This window comes from Nonomuraea sp. NPDC049709, from assembly GCF_040674815.1.
GTDB lineage: Bacteria > Actinomycetota > Actinomycetes > Streptosporangiales > Streptosporangiaceae > Nonomuraea.
In genome coordinates this window covers 1-20,257 of sequence record NZ_JBFANM010000050.1, presented here as the reverse complement: position 1 = coordinate 20,257, position 20,257 = coordinate 1, and the positions used below count along the sequence as shown (strand labels likewise).

At 68.2% G+C, this 20,257-nt stretch carries 20 protein-coding genes and 1 pseudogene; 10 read left to right on the top strand and 11 right to left on the bottom strand.

The genetic code is table 11. The features are described from left to right. The first annotated feature begins 53 nt into the window (after nt 1-53). Nucleotides 54-803 carry an SDR family oxidoreductase gene (locus tag AB0J69_RS39535; RefSeq protein ID WP_364128664.1) on the top strand — a complete coding sequence of 250 codons (750 nt, stop codon included), beginning with the start codon at nt 54-56 and terminating at the stop codon, nt 801-803. A 475-nt stretch (nt 804-1,278) separates the two neighbouring features. Here the strand turns inward: AB0J69_RS39535 and AB0J69_RS39530 are convergent, their stop codons facing one another. Then, complete coding sequence (locus AB0J69_RS39530; protein ID WP_364128662.1) at nt 1,279-2,079, bottom strand: helix-turn-helix transcriptional regulator; 801 nt, start codon at nt 2,077-2,079, stop codon at nt 1,279-1,281. A 339-nt stretch (nt 2,080-2,418) separates the two neighbouring features. Here AB0J69_RS39530 and AB0J69_RS39525 point away from each other — a divergent pair, with 339 nt between their 5' ends. Further along, complete coding sequence (locus tag AB0J69_RS39525) at nt 2,419-2,820, top strand: hypothetical protein (RefSeq protein WP_364128660.1); 402 nt, start codon at nt 2,419-2,421, stop codon at nt 2,818-2,820. Here the strand turns inward: AB0J69_RS39525 and AB0J69_RS39520 are convergent. The 7 genes and pseudogenes from AB0J69_RS39520 to AB0J69_RS39490 form a co-directional block, all read right to left on the bottom strand. After that, nucleotides 2,810-3,241, bottom strand: a complete 432-nt coding sequence (locus tag AB0J69_RS39520; protein WP_364128657.1) for a hypothetical protein — start codon at nt 3,239-3,241, stop codon at nt 2,810-2,812. The two genes, AB0J69_RS39525 and AB0J69_RS39520, sit on opposite strands and share 11 nt — an antisense overlap. 109 nt (nt 3,242-3,350) lie before the next feature. Beyond that, on the bottom strand, nt 3,351-3,695 hold the full coding sequence (locus tag AB0J69_RS39515) for a hypothetical protein (RefSeq protein WP_364128656.1): 345 nt from the start codon (nt 3,693-3,695) through the stop codon (nt 3,351-3,353). 25 nt (nt 3,696-3,720) lie between these two features. Continuing rightward, nucleotides 3,721-4,221 carry a hypothetical protein gene (locus AB0J69_RS39510; protein WP_364128654.1) on the bottom strand — a complete coding sequence of 167 codons (501 nt, stop codon included), beginning with the start codon at nt 4,219-4,221 and terminating at the stop codon, nt 3,721-3,723. A 5-nt stretch (nt 4,222-4,226) separates the two neighbouring features. Then, nucleotides 4,227-4,436: a hypothetical protein gene (locus AB0J69_RS39505; RefSeq protein ID WP_364128652.1), complete on the bottom strand. Its 210-nt coding sequence runs from the start codon at nt 4,434-4,436 to the stop codon at nt 4,227-4,229. A gap of 1,027 nt (nt 4,437-5,463) precedes the next feature. Beyond that, nucleotides 5,464-5,784, bottom strand: coding sequence for a hypothetical protein (locus AB0J69_RS39500; RefSeq protein ID WP_364128823.1), 321 nt, complete (start codon nt 5,782-5,784; stop codon nt 5,464-5,466). 56 nt (nt 5,785-5,840) lie between these two features. Next, nucleotides 5,841-6,014 (bottom strand): annotated as a pseudogene (locus AB0J69_RS39495) (hypothetical protein); the annotation flags it as partial. 526 nt (nt 6,015-6,540) lie between these two features. Then, nucleotides 6,541-7,149, bottom strand: a complete 609-nt coding sequence (locus AB0J69_RS39490) for a flavin reductase family protein (protein ID WP_364128649.1) — start codon at nt 7,147-7,149, stop codon at nt 6,541-6,543. A gap of 215 nt (nt 7,150-7,364) precedes the next feature. Between AB0J69_RS39490 and AB0J69_RS39485 the strand changes: the two genes are divergently transcribed. Together AB0J69_RS39485 and fxsT are read left to right on the top strand one after the other, a co-directional pair. Then, nucleotides 7,365-7,775 (top strand): cupin domain-containing protein, encoded by a 411-nt coding sequence (locus tag AB0J69_RS39485; RefSeq protein WP_364128646.1) that lies wholly within the window; start codon nt 7,365-7,367, stop codon nt 7,773-7,775. 428 nt (nt 7,776-8,203) lie between these two features. Then, complete coding sequence (gene fxsT, locus AB0J69_RS39480) at nt 8,204-10,540, top strand: FxSxx-COOH system tetratricopeptide repeat protein (protein WP_364128644.1); 2,337 nt, start codon at nt 8,204-8,206, stop codon at nt 10,538-10,540. A 295-nt stretch (nt 10,541-10,835) separates the two neighbouring features. Here the strand turns inward: fxsT and AB0J69_RS39475 are convergent, their stop codons facing one another. Beyond that, entirely contained in the window at nt 10,836-10,958 is a 123-nt protein-coding gene (locus AB0J69_RS39475) for a hypothetical protein (RefSeq protein ID WP_364128641.1), read from the bottom strand. 235 nt (nt 10,959-11,193) lie between these two features. Next, entirely contained in the window at nt 11,194-11,484 is a 291-nt protein-coding gene (locus tag AB0J69_RS39470) for a hypothetical protein (RefSeq protein WP_364128638.1), read from the bottom strand. 128 nt (nt 11,485-11,612) lie between these two features. Here AB0J69_RS39470 and AB0J69_RS39465 point away from each other — a divergent pair, with 128 nt between their 5' ends. The 5 genes from AB0J69_RS39465 to AB0J69_RS39445 are packed head-to-tail and all read left to right on the top strand — an operon-like array spanning nt 11,613 to nt 15,970. Continuing rightward, complete coding sequence (locus AB0J69_RS39465) at nt 11,613-12,197, top strand: hypothetical protein (protein WP_364128636.1); 585 nt, start codon at nt 11,613-11,615, stop codon at nt 12,195-12,197. A gap of 5 nt (nt 12,198-12,202) precedes the next feature. Then, the gene (locus AB0J69_RS39460) at nt 12,203-12,916 is read left to right on the top strand and encodes a fibronectin type III domain-containing protein (RefSeq protein WP_364128633.1); all 714 of its coding nucleotides are present in this window, start codon (nt 12,203-12,205) and stop codon (nt 12,914-12,916) included. Next, a complete protein-coding gene (locus tag AB0J69_RS39455) occupies nt 12,913-14,196 on the top strand; it encodes an extracellular solute-binding protein (RefSeq protein ID WP_364128630.1) in 1,284 nt (427 codons plus the stop codon). Before AB0J69_RS39460 ends, AB0J69_RS39455 begins: the two co-directional genes overlap by 4 nt. Before the next feature lie 38 nt (nt 14,197-14,234). Beyond that, complete coding sequence (locus AB0J69_RS39450; RefSeq protein WP_364128627.1) at nt 14,235-15,143, top strand: sugar ABC transporter permease; 909 nt, start codon at nt 14,235-14,237, stop codon at nt 15,141-15,143. After that, nucleotides 15,140-15,970, top strand: a complete 831-nt coding sequence (locus tag AB0J69_RS39445; protein ID WP_364128625.1) for a carbohydrate ABC transporter permease — start codon at nt 15,140-15,142, stop codon at nt 15,968-15,970. The genes AB0J69_RS39450 and AB0J69_RS39445 overlap by 4 nt, the downstream gene beginning before the upstream one ends. On the opposite strand, the gene AB0J69_RS39440 is transcribed toward AB0J69_RS39445, so the two are convergent. After that, complete coding sequence (locus AB0J69_RS39440; RefSeq protein WP_364128622.1) at nt 15,960-17,528, bottom strand: glycoside hydrolase family 88 protein; 1,569 nt, start codon at nt 17,526-17,528, stop codon at nt 15,960-15,962. The genes AB0J69_RS39445 and AB0J69_RS39440 overlap by 11 nt on opposite strands. Nucleotides 17,529-17,795: 267 nt before the next feature. Between AB0J69_RS39440 and AB0J69_RS39435 the strand changes: the two genes are divergently transcribed. Further along, nucleotides 17,796-20,210 carry a PQQ-dependent sugar dehydrogenase gene (locus tag AB0J69_RS39435; protein WP_364128620.1) on the top strand — a complete coding sequence of 805 codons (2,415 nt, stop codon included), beginning with the start codon at nt 17,796-17,798 and terminating at the stop codon, nt 20,208-20,210. Nucleotides 20,211-20,257 lie beyond the last annotated feature (47 nt).

Genomic DNA, 20,257 nt, shown 5'->3' with positions numbered 1-20,257 from the left:
CGCGACGCCAAGACCATCACGCCCCACACCGCAAAAGGCAGAAAGGCCTGATCATGACGACATTGACCGGCAAGACGGCGCTGGTGACCGGCGCGAGCCGGGGCATCGGCCGCGCGATCGCCACCCGGCTGGCCCGCGAAGGCGCCCGGGTCGCCGTGCACTACGGCCGCAACCACGCCGCCGCCAAGGACACCGTCGCCGCCATCGAAGCGTCCGGCGGGCGGGCCTTCGCCGTCCAATCCGAGCTGGGCGCGCCCGGCGACGCCGAAGCCCTGTGGACCGCCTTCGACGCGCACGCTGACGGGCTGGACCTCCTGGTCAACAACGCGGGCATCCTCGGCGGCCAGAGCGAGATCGACGGTGTCACCCGGGAGGGCCTCGAGCGCCTGTTCGCGGTCAACACCACGGCCCCGTTCTTCATCACCCAGCAAGCCCTGCCACGGCTGCGCGACGGCGGGCGGATCATCACCGTGGGCACCATGCTGAGCCGCGGGGCGGCCATACCCAGGGCGATCGACTACGCCATGTCCAAGGCCGCACTCGACGTCATGACGGTCGCCCTGGCCAAGCAGCTCGGGCCGCGCGGCATCACGGTCAACCTCGTGGCCCCCGGCGTCATCGACACCGACATGCACCAAGGACGCCTGGTCGGCGAGGCCCTGGCCTGGCTGTCGTCGCAAACGCCCCTCGGCCGGCTGGGCACACCTGAGGACGTGGCCGACACCATTGCCTTCCTGGCCTCCGACGACAGCCGCTACATCACCGGACACCGACTCGACGTCTCAGGCGGGACGACCATGTAGACCCCACGCCGCGCGTGCTGGTGCTGGACGAGCCGTTCGAAGCCATCGACCCGGTGATCAGGCTGCTCTGTGGTGCTCGTTGATCGGTCCTGTAACGGTGCTTCGGCGGTGGATCCGGGAGGTCATGTCGATCATCTGGCTGGGGTGTGCAAGGGAGGGCGGAGGGAACGGCTCTGATGTGGGCGATGATGGTGGAAATGGTGCTCGTACTCGGTCAGGACCCTTGCGCAGGTACCGCTCGCCATGGATGTGCAGGTGGTCGAGGCACTCACGGCGTAGTGTTCCTGCGGAGTAGCGGCCGAGCGCGTCGCGGTGCCACACGTCCACCGCGGCGTTCTCGACGGGTGAGGCGCTGTCGTGGTCGAGGACGGTGCTGCGGAGCCGCATCGGGAGGCCGGGGCGGCCCCTCGGCTATGTCCCGGCGGAGCGCGTCGGCAGCTACGCGAATTCCGGGTCAGAGCGGCTCTCGGCAGCGTCATGGTGCGCATATCGGCAGCGCCGGAGTGTCGCGGGTGCGGATGCCGGACAGCCAGGCGTGGCCGCCGGGCACGTCGTCGAGGCGGACTCGGTACCAGCGGGTGCCTTTGGTGCCGATCTCATCGAAGACCTCGTCGCCGTCGTGAAGGACGCAGTCGGCGCTCAATACGTCATTGTGCCAGACACGGTGGTTCACCACGTTGCGGGCGTCGTAGTTGAGCCGTGGGTTGATCGCCAGTCCGAGGCTGCAGCCCGGGGCTCTGTCGCTGCGTTTCCGGCAGCGCTCCTCGATGTTGAAGACCCGCACGGGGCTGGTGACCCCGGCGTTTGCCGGCGGGTCGCTCCCGGCCTTCGAGCTGTCCGGCCGGTGGGCGCTCAGTACGGCGATCACGCTTGCGGTGATCGTCGTCAGACAGACGATCGTCACGATCGTGATCCCGCGACGGTGAGACCGCCGCGCTGGTTCGGGTGCGCCCCAGGAAGCCGTGGGTGACGTCGTGCTCTGGTCATCGCCGGGAACGGCCGCCGGCGGTTCGCCGGACGTCACTGATGATCGTGTGGCATCGGCGAGCGCCCACTGTCGATGCAGCTCCCGGAGTTCGTCGTTTCTCGCGCCACAGGCCTTGGCGATTGTGTGAACTACGCCGTAGTCAGCGGGAATCTTGGTTCCGGAGCAGTAGCGGTGAAGGCTTGAACTGCTGATTCCGGTTCGCCTGGCCAGCTCTTCGAAGCTGATCCCGGCGCGATCTTTAAGCGCCCGGATCAGGGCGGCGAACCGGTCGGTTTCCTGCGATTGCACAATGTGACCCCAAACGACTCCACGGCCTGAGTGTCGACCCCGTTTCCCAGCATCCCACCCGCGTCCCAGCAGGTCGGAATAACCGCAGGTTACAGCTGCGAACCCATCCCACCATCCCATCTTGCCCCGATTTCTTGCAAGCCCCCCTCGCAGCTTGCGAACGTTCCTATTGCGGAGGAAACGGCGATGATCCGATAAACCGGAAGATCCGTAAACGGATGCCGACGACCGGGACAGCTCCTCTGCTGCCCGGTTCGACATTCCGAAACTCCGCAGAAAGCAAACGGCGACATCTTCGGGGAAGGAAAAGAAATGCGACCACTTCACACATTCGCGGGCTTGGCCGCCGCAGCGATCAGCGTCGTGACGCTCGTGGGCCCGGCGACCGCCCAGGCCGCACCAGGGACCGGCAAGGCCGCCGCCAACCTCTGTGGCGGGGGCGTGTTCCTCGACGGCATCAGGGCCCTCGAGGTCAGCGAAAACGGCCGTGACGAAGTGAGGATCGTGAATGGCAGAGGCAAGAAGATCTGGCCGGTGACCGCGCCCTATGTGTCGATCGCCCGGGACCAGCGGGTCGAGGTGGACAAGTGCGTCAAGGTCGGCAGCCTGCAACGGCTCATCGAGGTCGATGACCTCGATTCAAACGACAACCTCGGCAGCATCCGCATCCGCGGGCACGTGACCCGCAACTACGAATTCCGCAGCGGCGAGTCCAGGTACCGGATCGGCGTCATCCGCTGAGCCCACCACCTGCACCAGAGCCGCGAAACACCCTGGTCATGCTCTCCGGAGGTCCCCATCTGGGGACCTCCGGAGAGCGGGTCGCACAGTCGAGCAACGTGAACGAGCCCATGGCCAGTCCCTGGTGGATGCCCGCGTCGAAGGGTATGACCTGGATGGTCAGCAGGTCAGGGACCAGCGAGGGGTTGTAGGACCTGATCGCAGACGCTCCGGCTTCGTACCCGATCAATTTTGGATAGGCGTCAGGCACAACGTTCTTGTAGTCATCCCACAAGCGCGGGTTCTGGACTGCCTGGCTCAGCCCGATGATTACGCCTTCGATTCTGATGGCCTTCGACACCGACCATTCGAGCTGAGCGGCCACGGCCTCTTGTGTCACCTGGGCGACAATTCGTGCCCTGATGAGGTTGCGCAGGAACATCGCTCGGCACAGCGTGGGGCCCAGGTCCATAGGCGCTCGCATCGCGCGACTCCGAAGCCTTGGCCGTCACCCCGAGCGGCAAGATGGAAAATAGCAGCCAAGGGGAGTGCTACCTGGCAAGATCCGAAAATTTTTGATCGACCCAGTCTGGCTGAGGTTTTTCGGGGATGTTCCGCTCGCTAGAGGTGAGATAGGCAACAATGCCCGCGAAGATCCCCGCGGCGACGACGAAGGCGGAGCGGGCGGGATAACCCCTCGACGTAATTGGCCACAGTGGCTTTGTATGAACCCACCGGGCCCAGCCGGTCGATGCGCCCCTGCCGGACGTCATGCGCACGCGGGAAAGGATCACTTCCGGGCCGGCCATGATCTCTTCGTCGCACGGGGCCGGCAGTGTCCCTGAAAAGGGATGAGCGTCGGTGTTGCCGGATGGGAAGTGAGCTTTGATGCTCACTTCCCATCGGTGGGCATGTTTCCGATCAGCCGGCAGTGTTCGGCCGAACGGCTGTGGGCAGAGCCGTCACCGGGGCCAGGGGCTGGCTTTGCGGACGTTGATGCCGCATGCGCAGCCACCGCCACGCGGTGATCCATGCCTGCAGATCTTCGTGTGAGCCTGTACAGGCCCAGACGAAGGCTCGGACCAGTTTCTCCGGGGGCAGGTGCGTGGACTTCAGTGCCTCGCACAGCGTGCTGGCGCCGAAGGCGTTGCGGGCGCGTTTGACGAGTTCCCGGTAGCTGGGCTCGCCCGCCCAGATCCGGTAGAGCCTCATCAGCTCCACGAACTCGGCCGCGGTCTGTGCGGTCAGCGGATCCGGCTTCAGAAGGTAGCCATCGGCGTCGTCGGGTGGTTGGAAGGGCAGTTCGGGCGGGAGCTCCTGTCGTCGGGTGGCCCGCGGGTGGTGAAACTCGTCTTCCTGCCGCTGCTCGCGGTGCCGGACAGCCTGGGCCGTTTCGCGACGGGCTTGCGTCGGCTTCGCCACGACCCTTATGCCTTTCCCGGCCGGGGGGTGAGGTGCCGGTGTGCCTGGACGGCCACCGCCACGGCGCCTGCGATCAGGGTGAGCACAGCTTCTGGTTCATAACCGAGACGGAGCAGGGTCACCGTGACGACGATGACGATGATCAGCGTGCCGGTGCCGGTGCCGGTGCCGGTGCCGGTGCCGGCGCTGGGTGTGGAGATACGAAGGCGAAGCATGGGTGGACCACCTACCTGTGTCGATCTCGACCACGGAACACGCCCGCCGAAATCCGGTTCCGGCCGGCGCCAACCGTGCCGTAACCGCGGGCGTTTGGCACCATGATGGGCCGATATTTCGTGTCCTTCCAGGTCCGTGCAGGGGGCAGCGGGACGCCTTGGCGCTCGCCGTCGTGCGCCGGCGTTCGGTTCGGTTCGCAGGTGTTCGGCTCGTGACGTCCTCGTGCGGGATCGGACGGATCTGGCGCACGGCCTGGAAGCAGTCCTCTGGTTCGGCTTCAATGGGAGGGAAACGAACACAAGGATTGTTGAACAATTCGACCTGGAGTTTCGTCTCGACCACGGAACACCACCTCGGGCCCGCTGCGCCAACAGCGGGCCCGGCCCGTCAACGGGTATCGCACCACGCACGCTGAGCAGGGCGTGTGACTGACCAGCCCAACATCTCACCCCGGCCCCGCTGGCCCCCTGGTCGCACACTGGCGTGCAGGGCCGCGAGGAAGGCCTGTTCCCCGCTGTGATGCACGGTCAGCACAGGCCTGGCCTCGGTAATGGTCAGCAGACGGGCGCACCTGGATGCCAAGCTGCTGGGCGCTGGATGCGGCGTGGAAGCAGATGGACGGCCGCCTCGAGAGAGCCGGTGACGATGCCCTGGTGCGGGTGGTCACCCGGCCGATGGGTACGCCGGTTGTCGTTGAAAAGCTCGGCGCGCTCGGTGAGTCGCCGTCGCTGAAGTGGCTGCGCGCGGCCTCCCCGGCGATGCTGCCGCGCATCCTGCCGCAACAACGTGATCAACGCCGGCCGTTCCGGTGTCCAGCCCCGGCCTGCCCTCCTTGCCGAATGCGCCCGCGAACGCCTCATCAGTGAACACCTCACGCAATTCATCACGCACCCGCACCCGCACCGGCAACGGCACCTGCCGCTTGCCCCGGTAGATGGTCCGGATCGCCACGGCGGCCTCAGGCGCCGGCTCCGGCCACGGCATCGGCTGCCCCCACGGGCATGAGCAAGAGCAGAAACCATCAGATCACGAACCAACCGACACCGTGCGAGTTAACCAGCAGAGTCGTACAGGGTGGAACCGGCCGCCAACGGCTGGGCGACGCTGCGCCTGGCGCCGCCGGATCAGCGTGAACCCGATCCCGCCCGCCAGGGACAGGGCCGAGGCCGACAGCAGGCCGCCCAGGCCGAAGGCGACGTTGCGGGCCGTGGCTTGCATCGCGTACAGCCGGTCCCGGCCGCCGTCCTCGGTGAGCGCCGCCACGTAGCTGCCCGAGGCGGGGTAGAAGGCACGGTCCCCGGCCGAGATGACGGCGGCGATCGCGACGAGCGGGCCGAAGGCGTCCACGAGGGGGAGAGGGCGAAGCCAAGCGCGCGGATCACATACGTGCCGACCAGCACGGTACGCGCGTCGAACCGGTCGATGAGCACCCCGGCCAGTGGGTTCGCCGCCAGGCCGAGTGTGGCCGCCAGGGTCGCCCCGAGCCCGACCGTGGTGGCGGGCAGTCCGGTCACCTGCTGGATGAACAGCAGGGTCAGCGGGACGTACAGGCCGTTGCCGAGGGCGTCGACGAACATGCCGACGAGAAGGGAACGCACGGCCGGTTGCGGGGCGGAGAGGTGGAACGCACGCCGAGCAGTGTGCCTGACCAGCGGATACGCGCGGATCGGCCGTTGGTTCTACGACCCATGGTCTCGCGTGTGACGGTTCGGCCGCCCTGACCGTGGCCGCGATCCGCTGCGTGCCGGCCCCCGCGACGCCGGCGGCCACCCCCTCGGCACATCACCACGCTGATGGAAGCTCACCTGGAGCACGTCCTGCCTTCGCTACTCGGGGTCAGCGGCCACACGCACCATCACCCGGCGAGATCGATACCCATGAGGCCGGCAGGTGTGCGGTCAGCACAACGATGGGGAGCGCGGCGAGGCGCCGTTTCTTACAGCGGTCGTCGGCAACCGCCTCGATGCACTGCGGGAGCCGCAACACTGCGATCACGTCGGTGAGGCCAGTGAGCTCGTCCGTCGCATGACCCAGCTCGCCCCCGAGCAGGCACGCCTCCTTGGAGGCAGGCCGGAGGGCGGGGGGACCTCCAGATTGAATGGCTCATACGGCCTGCGGTTCCTCGTAGGGGATGCGGTTCAGGTGCAGAATCTCGCCCAGCGTCCCCCATTCGTCGCCGCCGAGCTTGGTCAGCGGCCGCAGCCGCTCGGCGTCAGGCCGGCCGTTGACGATGTACTCCTCGTGCACTGCCGCGAGGAACACCCTGCCGAAGACCAGGGTGGAGTTGCCCATGCGCAGAGTGGTGTGCGAACGGCACTCCAGGACAACGGGAGAGGCGGCCACCCGGGGCGGCCGCACATGACGGCTGGGTTCGCGTTCGATTCCCGCGGTACCGAATTCGCTGACGGTACGAGGGAAATCGGTGGCGGTGTCGCGGATCAGATGCAGCAGTGGTTCGGAGGAGAAATTGACGACGAACTCACCGGTGTCCTCGACGTTGCGCAGGGAATCCTTGCGGCCGATCGAGGTGAACTGCACGATCGGCGGATCAGTGCTGGCGATGCTGAAGAAGGAGTGAGGAGCGAGGTTGTCAACCGCTCCATCGGGTGTGACGGTGGACACCCACGCGATCGGACGCGGAACGACGACCGACGTCATGAACTTGAAGAAAGCCGCCCCACCCAGGGCCTCGGGGTCGAAATCGACACGCATACCGTTCAGTATCCATTTCACTCACAGTGTGTAGTGGCCGCCACGCGGAGCCACGGCGGCATCCGGCCCGGCCCGCAGGGACAAGCCGGTCATCAACGTTTCCTCGGCGGGTCGGGCATACCTGGGACCGGATGGGCGTGCCGCGGAGAGCTGTCACAAACGAGGAGACCGTCTTGTCCTTGTTGCGGACAGTCCCTGTTCGGATGGAGGAACGCATGAGCGCTGAGCACGCACACCTGCCCCCAGGCGTTGAGGTGATCACGACCCTGCCGGAGGCGGCGGCCCGGATCCCGGCCGGCGCCGAGGCCAGGACCATCCGGGTCACCCTGCCACCCGGTGACCCTGGCGCGCCGCCGCACCGGCACCCAGGGCCGATCTTCGGCTATGTGACCCAGGGCGAGATCCTCTTCGAGCTGGAAGGGCAGCCGCCCCGCGTGCTCAAGGCCGGTGACGCCCTGTTCGAGCCCGGGGGCGATGTGATCCACCTCCAGGGCGCCAACAACCTCCCGGACGCGCAGTCACAGCTGGTGGTGACCATGTTCGCACCGCCCGGTACCCCGGTTCTCACCTTGGTCAGCGCGGAGGAGCTTGCCGAACGACGGCACCTGCGGGTCACCCGGCCATGATGAGCAGCAGTGTTCCGGATCCCCCAGATCAATAACTCCTGCGCCAGATGCCGGGCGGAGCCGGCTTCGCCCTGCTCCGTCTCCGCATCCTCTTGGCCAGACACGCCCTGCCCAGATGCCGTCAGCTGATCAAGAGCGGCCTGTGTGGCGGACTCGATCGTGTCGTGGGACGGACTGGTGTAAACCTTGCCGTCGATCAGCCACTCATCGCCCGCAGCGAAGCGTGGACGAACGGTCCCGCCTCCCTCGGCGGACGCATGCGGCTGCGGACCGATGCCACCCATCGGCTCATAGCCGCCCTTCGGGCAAATGACCACAGACGTCGGTAACGCACCTGGGGATTCGGCGACTCGCCGTCGAGAAAGATCGGGGCTGCACGAGGCGCACGAACCGGTTGCCGGGCGGACCAGGGCGGCGATGATGAGGTCATGGCGATCAGACGGAATGTCATGTCCTGGGTCGGCGTGCTCGCGTCCGGTGCGGTGCTCCTCGCGCTGAGCGTGTTGTTCGTCGCCACAGGTCTGGACAGCGCCGACAAGCTCGCCAGCGTGATCGGCGCGTTCGTCGGCGTGGCCGGTTTGGGCGGCTCCCTGTACGGACTCGCCCTCGCTCGTCGCTCCCGCGATTCCCCGCCCCCACCAGCCGTCGCCGGGAACGATTTCGTGGCGCCGCGGCCACTGCCCGAGGCCACGCGGCTGCGGGTCCCGTTCGGGATGGCAGCGCTGCCCCGCCCCGCGTCGCGCGTTTTCGTCGGACGCGAGAAGGAGCTCGTCCAGCTGGAGGAGGCGTTCGGCGACACGGCTCGCCTGACCGTGCAGGTCGTGTGCGGACTGGGCGGGGTCGGCAAGAGCGAACTGGCACTCCAATACGTCGACAGCCGGCGAGGCCGTTACCCCCTGATCTGGTGGATCGACTCCGCGGCCCCGGAGACGCTGCTGACCGGCCTGGCCGATCTGGCCCGCGGCATCGCCTCCGGCAGCGCCTCGTCGGCCGCCGGCAGGGTCACCAACGAGGAGGCGGTCAGCTGGGTCATAGCCTGGCTGGCGGCCCACCCGGGGTGGCTGCTGGTGTTCGACAACGCAACCGAGGCCGTCTCGCTGCGGCCCTACCTGGGGAGGCTGCACGGAGGGCACGTCTTGATCACCACCCGGCGGACCGTCGGCTGGAACGACCTGTGCAGCCCGATCATCCTTGAGGTACTGTCCCGGCAGGCGGCCGTTCGCCTGCTTGCCGAGCTCACACGCTCCCCCGACACGGAGGAACTGGACGCTCTGGCCGGCGAGCTGGGGGACCTGCCACTCGCGCTTGCCCAGGCCGGTGCCTACGTCGCGCACACGCCGGGCATCGGAGTACGCCGATATCGCGAGCTGCTGCGTACGTCGCCGAAGCGGATGTACGCCTCGGCCGCGCCCGGGGACGACCCAGAGCGGCTGGTGGCCAAGGTGTGGGCGGTCACCCGGGCCCGCGTCGAGGAGATCAGTCCGCTGGCCATCGACCTGCTGAACCTGCTGGCCTGCTTCGCCGCCGACGACCTGCCCCGCGACGTGCTGATCCGCGCGGTCGGCGCCGAGGAGGTGAACGCGGCAGAAGCGATGGGCGTGCTCTCCTCGTACAGCATGATCGGCCTCGTCGATGACGGCATCTCGGTTCACCGGCTCGTGCAGGCGGTCACGCTGCACGAACTCGATGACCGGCAGCGTTCCACCCTGCGAGCAAGAGCAGCGGAGTCGCTGGTGGAGATTCTGCCCGACCGTCCCGCGGACCCGTCCAACTGGCCCCTCTACGCGCGCCTGCTCCCTCATGTGATGGTCCTGCTGCATGCGGGCTCTCCGGGCCTGAGCAGGACCGTCGACTACCTTGACGCGATCGCCGACTACGCCACGGCAGTGCGGCTGCAGCAGCGCGTCGTCGATGCAGCGTGCGAGCGTGCCGGCGCTGAGCATCGGTCGGCACTGACCGCGCGGGCCAGGCTGGCCAGGTTCACGGGCATGGCGGGTGACGCCGCCGGGGCCCGCGACCAATACACCCGGTTGCGGCCCCTGTTCGAGCGACATTTCGGCCCCACGCACGAGCAGACGCTCACCCTGCGTGTCCGCCTCGCCGAATGGACCGGCGAGGCGGGGGACAGATCCGACGCTCGCGGCGAGTACACGCGGCTTATCCCTCTCCTGGACAAGGTCCTGGGCCAGGAACATCCGCAGACGTTGTACGCGCGCATGGACTTCGCGAACTGGATTGGTCACTTGGGCGACGCCGCCACGGCCTACGAGGTGAGTGCACCTCTGCTGCCCATAGCCGAACGGGTCTGGGGACCGGAACATCCGCACACACTGACCCTGCGCGGTTGCCTGGCCCACTTCACCGGCCATATCGGCGACGCGGCCGGTGCGCGCGACCAGTATGCCGCCCTGTTGTCGCTGCGTCGGCGATACAACGGGCCAGACCACCCCGAGACCCTGGCCACATCCCGCGACCTCGCTACTTGGATCGGTGAGGCGGGTGACCCGCAGCAGGCGCGAGACCGCCTCGGGGAGCTCATCCCGCTCTTCGAGCGCACCTGGGGCAAGGAACATCCCAACGAGACCCTGGTCGCCAGGGGCCTGCACGCCGAGTTCACCGGGTGCGCGGGAGACCCGGTCGCCGCCCGGCGGCTCCTGGCCGAGCTCCTCCCGATCCGCGAGCGCGTCTCCGGGGCCGACCATCCTCTCACCAGGACGACTCGCGCCGCCCTTGCCCGTTGGACGCAAGAGATCCGGTCACCGTGAGCCCACCTGCCGCTCCTGAACCGACAAAGACCGCATTGCCCAGCGGTAGACGGGTGCCTCATCGAGTCACCAGCTCAAGGTGTCGGTACTCAGAGTGCGAGAGCGCGGGCGATGGACCAGGCGCCGGGGAGGTGGTGGGGTGTCGGTAATAGTCAGGCCGTACGGCCCAAACCCTCTGTTCGTCGCCAGGAGATCTCAGGCGGCTTGACAGAGAAGCACCTACCGGGCAAGGCGACCTGTGACCTGCGGCGATATTGCTCGTTGGGGCCATATGGCGCAATTCGTACCGACACCCCTAGTTGCTCTCTCCAGCCCGGTTGTCCGGCGCACCGTCGGAGACGAAGAACGAGGTGAGGTGGTCGGCGCGCACCACTTCGGAGATCGAACCGCAGATCCAGATGCGAGACAGCTCCATCATGGCTCCGATTGTGGACGGGCATCCGCCTGCGGGCACCACCCATGCACCTCCTCGCTGTGCCGGGTGGGCTTGCGCCGTTCCAGCCGGCGTCCCGGATGGTGGTCAGGATCTCTTGGCGCCCGGCCCAGGCGGCGCCGGCGTGGGTGATGTACCGGCCGGTGCTGAGGCGGACGTCGGCCTGGTGGTTGCCGCCGCCGTACCACCAGTCGCCGGTGGTGGGAGTCGTAGGACGGGGTCATGCCGGTCTTCTGCTCGTTGCTGACCGTGTCCCACGGGCGCGCGTAGCCCGGCCTGCTGTGGAGGTGGCCAGGACGATGTACGAGGTGCCCAGCTTGCGGGCCTCCTCGACCCAGTAGGCCGCGGTGTGCCGCGGCGCGGTGAACATGCCCCAGTGCAGGAGCAGGCCCGCGGGGGAGTCGCGTGACCACTGTTGGCGCGGGTGCTCGACCTCCGCGGCGGCGGGCTCGGCGGCGAGGCTCACGGTGAGGACGAGCGCGGCGAGGACTCGCAGAGTACGAAGGCGCATAGGTGCCCCTTCCTCTAGACATCCGATGAATAACCCAATTGACCGTTCTGGTCAAGGGCCCTTGACGCACCAAAGGGCGAAGTGGTCCTATGACTGGCGATAGGAAAGTTTCCTAATCGGAGGTCTCGATGCGATTACTGACCATCGGTGCGGCGACGATCGGATTACTTCTCCCCGCTCTTCCCGCGTCGGCCGACCCCGTGGAATCCGGCCCGTGGACTTCGTACTCGCCGACGTTCACCGTCCAGGAGCGGGGGTGCGGCGACGTCAGCGACCTGACGTTCACGCTGAGCTGCTCCGACGACAGCGGCGACCAGCGGGCCGAGCGGCGCTACGCCACCTACTCCAGCGGCACCCGGCAGTTCGAAGGCTACTTCAAGATCACCAGCCTCGAGGGCAGCCGCATCAGCCTGAAGCAGACGTTCAAGACGACCGGCGCGTACTTCATGCTCGCCGTCGAACGCGGCGGGCGGCTCTACGCCGTGAACGGCGGCAGCACGATCGCCACCGGCGCGACGGTCGGCACCACGGTCCGCGTCAACACCGTGCACGTGGTCGGCAGCACCCACAGGACCTACATCAACGGGTCGCTGAAGCACACGACGTCGAGCCAGAGCGGCGACTTCTACGACAAGTTCGGCGCCTACCGGACCGGCAGCGGCGAAGGTCCCGCCACGGTCCAGTGGAGCGATATCCGGTTCTGGCGTAAGTAGCGACAATGCGGGCTCTGATGATGGTGGTGTTGCTGATGGTGGCCGCCTGTTCGGCACCGACCCAGCACGTGCCGATCCGGCTGTCGGCCGAGCTCGTGTCGCCGACCGACATCACGTTGCGCTGGCAGGGCCGTGATCCGGCCGCCGCCGGCCACGTGATCGAGTTCGCCACCGAGCCCCAGGGCCGGTACACGATCCTGGGTTTCCTCCCGCCGGAGCAGACCACCTACACCCACCCCGATCTCATCCCGCGCACGGCGTTCTACTACCGGTTGCGGCCCTACTACGGCGCGGCCTCGGCGCCGGTCGACGTGACGCTCGGCGGCGGGCCGTACCCGGAACCGGCGGCCGGCTGGTCGCAGCCGCGTACCCTTTCCGGCACACCGGAGGGTACGCGGCCGGCCGGGCGCGCGGGGGCGGCGCCGGCGAGCCTGAGCGCGACAGTGACGCGGGCCGACGGCATCGCCTTCCGGTGGGCCGACACGACCGGCGACGAGGAGGGCTTCCTGCTGGAGAACAGGCCCGCGGGCCGGCCGGACTTCCGCGTGGTCGCCGCCCTCGACCCGGACGTCAACGCCTTCGGCCTGGTCACGCTGCCCGAAGAGGGCCGCGCCGCGTACCGGGTGCGCGCCGTCCGCTACGGCCCGCCGTCGAACGTCGTCCACCGGACGACCGGCGGCGACCCCCTGCCAGACGTTCCCAAGGAAGAAACACCATGAACAAGCCGACCGCGTCTTTGGCGCTCGCCGTCATGCTGGGGCTGAGCGCCTGTTCGAGCGGCGCGCCCAGCCAGTCCTCCGCCGCGCCCCCAGCGGACGGGAAGCAGAAGGTGTCATTCCTGGTCTTCCCGTCGCCGAATCTGCCGGAGTCGTACTGGAAAGCCCAGGTCGAGCTGGTCACGAAGGCCAACCCCGACCTGGAGGTGGAGCTCGTCGCGGCGCCGTCGGAGTCGGAGCGCAACGACTACGCCAAACAGCTCGCCGCCTCCGGGCAGCTGCCCGACGTGCAGATCGGCATGCAGGACCTGATCGCCCTGGAGCCGAGCCTGGCGCCCTGGACGGAGGCGGAGCTCAAGGACTTCCTCTGCCCGACATGCGGTGCGGTCAACGGCAAGGTCGTGCAGCTGCCGACCAACACCCAGACGATCCCGAACGTCTTCTACAACAAGAAGCTCTTCGCCAGGGCCGGGATCACCGAGCCGCCCAAGACCTACGCCGAGCTGCTCGCCGCCGCGGAGAGGCTCAAGGCCGCGGGGATCACGCCATTCGTGACCGGCGGCGTGTTCGTCACCTCCCAGCCCTGGACCGCCATCCTGGCCACCGACCTGTACGCCAAGACGCCCGGCTGGATGACCGAGCGGCGGGCCGGCGAGGTCAAGTTCGCCACCGACCCCGCGATGAAGGCGGCCACCCAGAAGTTCGCCGACCTCGCCGCCAAGGGCTACATCGACAAGCGGCAGATCGGCCAGGACTACCCGAAGACCCAGGAGGCGTTCCTGTCAGGCAAGGGCGCGATGTACCCGATGGGCAGCTGGTTCGCCGCCGCGGCCGACCAGTCGGACATGAAGGACGACATCGGCGTCTTCGCCTGGCCCGGCGACGACGGGAGCCTGCACCTGCCGGCGTTCACCGGCGGCGGCCTGTCCGTCAGCGCGACGGCCGGGAACATGGCGGCGGCCAAGAAGTTCGCCCTGGCCTTCCAGCTCACCAAGGAGAACCTGGACGCCTCGGTCAAGGCCGACGCCCTGTTCCCGGCGATCAAGGGCTACACGCCGCCGTCCGACACCGGGCCGGTCTTCAAGGCCGTGTACGACCTGTGGCAGCAGGCGCTCGGCCAGAACGCGACCGTCCCGGCGTTCAGCTGGGAGGCCGGCGACACGGCCATGCTGCCCGGCATGCAGGGCAAGTTCTGGTCGTCGGCCCAAGACCTCGTCAGTGGCAAGAAGACCGTGGACCAGGTGCTGACCTACCTCGACACGGAATGGGAGAAGAGCGGCTGATGGCCGCCGGCACCACACAACGCAGGCCCGGTCACGCGATGAGCAGGGCGCGTGGGAGCCGCGCCAGGCGCACGCGGCGGCCGGGCCCGCGGCACTTCCTGACCTTCGCCGCGCCGGGCACGCTCGTCTACGTGTGCCTGGTGCTCGTGCCCATCGTGATGAGCGTCGGCTACAGCCTCACCAACCAGGCGCTGCTCCGGCCGAAGACCGAGTTCGTCGGCCTGCGCAACTACCGGCTGCTCTTCCAGGACGACACGTTCCTGCAGTCGCTGAAGGTCACCACGGTCCTCACGCTGATCGTCGTCATCGTGCCGAACGTGCTGGGCGTGGCCATCGCCGTGCTGCTGGACCGGCGCGGCTGGCTCTACAACGCGCTGCGCAGCGTGTTCTTCACCCCGATGGTGATCAGCTCGGTGGTCATCAGCGTCATCTGGACGCGCATCCTGGCCGACGACGGGCCGATCAACCAGGCGCTGCGCGGCCTCGGCGTCCGGGAGCCGCCGGGCTGGCTGTCGGACCCGGACATCGCGCTCTACTCGCTGTCGTCCATCGTCTGCTGGCAGATGGTCGGCTTCTGCGTGGTCGTCTACCTGGCCGGGCTGCAGGGCGTGCCGCAGGAGCTGGCGGAGGCCGCCGCGATCGACGGCGCGGGGCCGGTGCGCCGCTTCTGGAACGTCACCTGGCCGCTGCTCGCGCCCGCGCTGACCATCAACACCGTCGTCCTGCTGATCTCCGCGTTCAAGATCTTCGACCACGTGAAGGTCATCACGAACGGCGGCCCGGGCACCGGCACGACCGCGAGCGTGGCCTTCGTCGTGCTGCAGGAGGGATTCGTGGAGAACCGCACCGGCTACGCCTCGGCCGAGGCCGTGGTCATGCTCGTCGTCATCGCCGCGCTGTCCGTCATCACGCTGCGGATCCTGGGGCGCAGGGAGGTGCAACTGTGACCGGTCCACGCCTGCCGTGGCTGCGGCCGCTGGTGGCGCTGATCGCCGGTGCGGTCTTCGCCATCCCGCTCTACATCGCGTTCATCAACGTCTTCAAGGAGAGCAGGCAGGTGGCCGGCGGCGCGATGTCGCCGCCCGCGCCGCCCACGCTGGACAACCTGGTCGGGGTGCTGACCGGCCCGGACAGCCTGTTCTGGTCGTCGCTTCGCACCAGTGTCGTGGTGACGTCGCTGTCGATCGTCATCCTGACGCTGCTGTCGGCCATGCTCGGCCACTACCTGGCCAGGCACTCCCAGTGGTGGTCGCGGGTCATCATGGTGCTGCTGCTGTGCGGGCTGATGATCCCGCCGCAGGTCATCCTCATCCCGGTCACCCAGGTACTGAAGTCGCTCGGGCTCATGTCCACGCTCCAGGGGCTGATCCTCTTCAACGTCGGCTACTACGTGCCGTTCGGCGTGTTCGTCTTCTCCGGCTTCATGAAGGGCGTGCCGCGCGAGCTGGAGGAGGCGGCCGCGATCGACGGGGCCACGCGGTGGCAGACCTTCTGGCGGATCGTCTTCCCGCTGCTCCGGCCCGCCACCGCGAGTGTGCTGATCTTCCTCGGCGTGTGGATCTGGAACGACTTCCTCAACCCGTTGATCATTTACGGACCCCGCGAGGGCACGACGATCATGACCGGCGTGTACAAGTCGCTCGGCCAGTACGCCGCGGACTTCGGCGGCATGTTCGCCCTCATGTTCCTCGCCACGCTCCCGATCCTGGTGTTCTACCTGCTGCTGCAGAAGCAGTTCGTCAAGGGGCTCACCGGGGGCGCCACTAAGGGCTGAGCTGCTCGTTCATGATGAGGAAGGCCCCGAGCCCATGGAAGTCGTTGACCGGCCGCGCCCGCCCGAAGTAGTAGGAGAGCGAGTCGCTGGCGTTGGTGCCCTCGCTGATGTCGGTGATGTCCGTCCTGCCGTCGGAGCCGAGCGACACCTTCGCCAGCACGCCCTGGTAGCCGCGGTCGGCGTTGACCTGGTAGGAGGCGTCCACGTAGCCGCGCTCGACGGATCTGTCGATCGTGTACGTGTACATCGCCGAGCACGACGTCTCCGTCCAGTTCGAGGAGTTCGACGGCTCGGTGACGACCTGGAACCAGCGGCCCGTCGCCGGGTCCTGCCAGCGGGCGTAGGCGGGCACGAGGTCGCGCAGGATGTTGATCAGCCCGGCCCGGCGGGGATGGTCGGCCGGAAGGATGTCCAGGATGTCCACCGTGGCCATGCCGAACCAGCCCATCGCCCGGCACCACGAGATGCCGTTCGTGTCGCCCAGCGACGGCTTGACCCACGAGGCGGTCGGCCCGCCGGGCTCGTCGTAGGCGTGATACAGCAGCCCGGCCGCGCTTCCCGAGGTCCGCCGCAGGTGGCTCCAGTAGACCTCCAGCTGCCGCGCGGGCTCGGTGCCGGTGAAGGAGTCGCCCGACACCCACGCGCCGTACCTGGCGAGGAACGGGTCGGCCATGTAGACGCCATCGCCCCAGAGCTGGCCCTCGCGCGAGCTGGAGGTCGAGTGCCACCAACCGCCGTCCGACGTGCGCGGATACGTGTTCAGCCGGTTCCTGATCTTGGCCGCGGCCGTGCGGTAGCGGGCCTGCCCGGTCTCCCGGTAGAGGGCGAGCAGCACGTTGCCCGACTGCATGCTGTCGAGGTTGCCGAAGCTCTGGCCGATGTTGCCGGAGGAGTCGACGAACCGGTCGGCCCAGTCCTTGATGTACTGCAGGTACCGCGGGTCGCGCGTACGCTGCCACACGAGGTACTGCCCCCACAGGTAGAGCCCGCGCGTGTAGCCCCAGCCACCGAGCGAACTCGGCGAGTAGCGGGCCATCGTGGACTCGACCACGGCCTTGGACCAGTCGGTCCCTTGCTGGGGGTCGCCCACGGACAGCGAGTCGACGTTCGGGCCGCCGCCCGCGGTGGTGGCCGTGGCCCTGATCGCCGTGGCGCCCGAGGGTAACGTCGCGCGGACGGTCACGGTGCGCCAGGTCGTCCACGAGCCGGTGGCGGGGAAGGACGCGGTCGTGGTCGTGCCGCCCGTGGTGACGGCCATGGGCCGGTCGGCACTGGTGCCGTTGGTGTAGCGGAAGGTGAGCGCCACCTCGCCGGGCGCGTCGACCGTCCACTCGACGTACGAGCCGGCGACGTTGTCGTAGTTGACGAACCCTGAGCCGGTGAAGCCGGCATGGTTCGACTCGACGGCGCCTTGCGAGATGGTCGCGTTCTCGGCCTCGTACAGGGTGGCCGGGGCGGCGGTGGCGGAAGTGGCCGGCGTGGCCGCTGGTGCGGCAACCGGTTGCAGAAATTGCAGGCCGCCGAGTGTCACGACGGTGAGTGCGCGAAGTCGTTCCATGTATCACTCCGAGGTTGACGGGTTGTGATGGCGTGCCGCCCGCTGAGCGGTGGCATATGGCTCCGATCTTCTTCCGCATTTCAGGCATACATCCCGACTCCTCGCCTGTCCATCGACCGCTTTCATCCGATGTATCGATTCCATAAAGTTAGGAAGGTTTCCTAAGCATTGGATCGGTCCAAGTGTTGACGGCCCCTCGCGTTTATGGCAAACGTTTGTGAAAGCTCCATCTTCCAACGCTGCATCACTCTCAGCCAGGAGCGCCCGATGATCTTCAGTAAGTCCCGGGCCAGCGTCATCGCCTGCCTTCTCGTCTTAGGATCGGCGGCCGTGCCGGCCGCCGCCGCGCCCACCCGATACGAGGCCGAGAACGCCACGATCTCCCAGGGGGTCGTGGAGTCCAACCACGCCGGCTATTCCGGCACCGGCTTCGTCAACGGCGACAACGTCGCCGCCTCCTACATCGAATGGACGATCAACGCGCCCAGTGCCGGCACCGCCACGCTGGCCTTCCGCTACGCCAACGGCACCGGCTCCGACCGGCCCAGCGACATCGCGGTCAACGGCACCGTCGTGGCCGCCGCCCGCTCGTTCCCGGTCACCGGCGCCTGGGCGACCTGGGCCACGATCACGCTGACCGCGCCGCTCCAGGCCGGGGCCAACAAGGTCAGAGCCACCGCGACCACCGCGGGCGGCAACCCGAACTTCGACCATCTCGACGCCGAGGTCCAGTCCTCGTCGTCCTTCACCGACTACCAGGCGGAGTCCGCGACGATCTCGCAGGGCGTCGTGGAGTCGACCCACGCCGGCTTCACCGGCTCGGGCTTCGTCAACTACGACAACGTCACCGGCTCGTACGTCGAGTTCGCGGTCAGCGCGGCCGCCGCCGGTACGCAGAGCCTGACCTTCCGCTTCGCCAACGGCACCACGACCGACCGGCCGATGGGAATCGCGGTCAACGGCACGGTCGTGGCCGCCGCCCGCTCGTTTCCCGGCACCGGCGCCTGGACGACGTGGCAGGAGATCACCGTGGACGCGCCGCTCCAGGCGGGCGGCAACACGGTCAGGGCCACGGCCACCACCGCGAACGGCGGCCCGAACCTCGACCGGCTGCGCGTGAGCGGCCCGGGCGACACCGAGAAGCCCACCCCGCCGGGCCAGCCGACCTGCTCGGAGATCACGCACAGCGCGCTCACCCTGGACTGGCCCGCCTCGACCGACAACATCGGCGTGGTCGGGTACGACATCTACTTCCTGGGCCAGCAGCTCGCCTCCGCGACGGCGCCGCCGTACCGGCTGACCGGGCTCAACCCCGACTTCAGCTACCAGCTGTCGGTCTTCGCCCGCGACGCCTCCGGCAACGTGTCGCTGAGCAGCCCCGAGGTGACCTGCCGCACGTTACCCGCGCCCGCCGACGACCCGCCGAGCGCTCCCGGACGGCCGACGGTCGGCAACGTAGGGTCCTCCTCGGCCACCGTGACCTGGGCGGCCTCGACCGACGACAACGGTGTGCGCGCCTACCTGGTCCGCGACAACGCCACCAACGCCGTGCTCGCCACCGTCACCGGAGCCCCGCCCGCCACCACGGCGAGCGTTCCCCTGGAGTGCGCGCACACGTACCAGGTGCACGTGGTCGCCAGGGACACGGCCAACCAGCTCTCCGCGCCGAGCCAGCCGTCCGCGTCGTTCACCACGTCCGCGTGCGGCAACGTGCCGCAGACGCCGAGCACGATCGCCGGCGGCTGGGACGTGCCGTGGGACATCTCGTGGGCGCCTGACGGGTCGTACGCGCTGGTGACCGAGCGCGACACGTTCAGGGTGTTCAAGGTGACGCCGTCCGGCACGAAGACGCAGGTCGGGACGGTGCCCAACGTGCAGACCACCGGCGGCGAGGGCGGCCTGATGGGGCTGGACTTCTCGCCCACCTGGAACGGCACGACCGACCAGGAGGTGTTCTTCATGCACACCGCCTCCGAGGGCAACCGCGTCGCGAAGATGAACTTCAACGGCACCTCGCTCAGCGGCTACGCGGTGGTATTGCAAGGCATCGACAAGAACCGCTACCACAACGGCGGGCGCATCAGGTTCGGTCCCGACGGCTATCTGTACGTCACCACCGGCGACGCGCAGCAGTCGGGCAACGCGCCCGACCTCGGCTCGCTCAACGGCAAGATCCTGCGCATCACCAAGACCGGAGCCGGGGCCCCCGGCAACCCGTTCGGCACCCGCGTCTACAGCTACGGCCATCGCAACCCGCAGGGGCTGGCCTGGGACTCGGCCGGTCGGCTGTGGTCGTCGGAGCTGGGCAACTCCTCCCGGGACGAGCTCAACCTCATCCTTCCCGGCCGCAACTACGGCTGGCCGGCCTGCGAGGGCAACTGCAACACCTCCGGGATGACCAACCCCAAGCACACCTGGAGCGTGTCCGAGGCCTCGCCGAGCGGCATCGCCATCGTGAACAACACGATCTTCGTGGCGGCGCTCCGCGGCCAGCGGCTGTGGCGCGTCGTGCTCAACGGGGAGAACGTCTCGACCGTCAACTCCTACTTCAACGGCACCTACGGCCGGCTCCGCGCGGTCGAGAAGGTGCCCGGCGCCGGCGCCATCTGGTTCGGCTCCACCAACTCCGACAACAACGGCGACGGCTCCGCCGATGTGATCCGGCGCTCGGCCATCCAATGATCACCCACTGACCGCCGGCGGCCGCCCCGCAGTGTGGGCCCGCGGCA

Excerpts from the sequence above, each read along its gene's own strand:
- AB0J69_RS39535 (WP_364128664.1), top strand. The coding sequence starts at position 54 with ATGACGACATTGACCGGCAAGACGGCGCTGGTGACCGGCGCGAGCCGG.
- AB0J69_RS39520 (WP_364128657.1), bottom strand. The coding sequence starts at position 3,241 with ATGTTCCTGCGCAACCTCATCAGGGCACGAATTGTCGCCCAGGTGACA.
- AB0J69_RS39505 (WP_364128652.1), bottom strand. The coding sequence starts at position 4,436 with ATGCTTCGCCTTCGTATCTCCACACCCAGCGCCGGCACCGGCACCGGC.
- AB0J69_RS39490 (WP_364128649.1), bottom strand. The coding sequence starts at position 7,149 with ATGCGTGTCGATTTCGACCCCGAGGCCCTGGGTGGGGCGGCTTTCTTC.
- AB0J69_RS39485 (WP_364128646.1), top strand. The coding sequence starts at position 7,365 with ATGAGCGCTGAGCACGCACACCTGCCCCCAGGCGTTGAGGTGATCACG.
- fxsT (WP_364128644.1), top strand. The coding sequence starts at position 8,204 with ATGGCGATCAGACGGAATGTCATGTCCTGGGTCGGCGTGCTCGCGTCC.
- AB0J69_RS39475 (WP_364128641.1), bottom strand. The coding sequence starts at position 10,958 with ATGATGGAGCTGTCTCGCATCTGGATCTGCGGTTCGATCTCCGAAGTG.
- AB0J69_RS39470 (WP_364128638.1), bottom strand. The coding sequence starts at position 11,484 with ATGCGCCTTCGTACTCTGCGAGTCCTCGCCGCGCTCGTCCTCACCGTG.
- AB0J69_RS39465 (WP_364128636.1), top strand. The coding sequence starts at position 11,613 with ATGCGATTACTGACCATCGGTGCGGCGACGATCGGATTACTTCTCCCC.
- AB0J69_RS39460 (WP_364128633.1), top strand. The coding sequence starts at position 12,203 with ATGCGGGCTCTGATGATGGTGGTGTTGCTGATGGTGGCCGCCTGTTCG.
- AB0J69_RS39455 (WP_364128630.1), top strand. The coding sequence starts at position 12,913 with ATGAACAAGCCGACCGCGTCTTTGGCGCTCGCCGTCATGCTGGGGCTG.
- AB0J69_RS39450 (WP_364128627.1), top strand. The coding sequence starts at position 14,235 with ATGAGCAGGGCGCGTGGGAGCCGCGCCAGGCGCACGCGGCGGCCGGGC.
- AB0J69_RS39440 (WP_364128622.1), bottom strand. The coding sequence starts at position 17,528 with ATGGAACGACTTCGCGCACTCACCGTCGTGACACTCGGCGGCCTGCAA.
- AB0J69_RS39435 (WP_364128620.1), top strand. The coding sequence starts at position 17,796 with ATGATCTTCAGTAAGTCCCGGGCCAGCGTCATCGCCTGCCTTCTCGTC.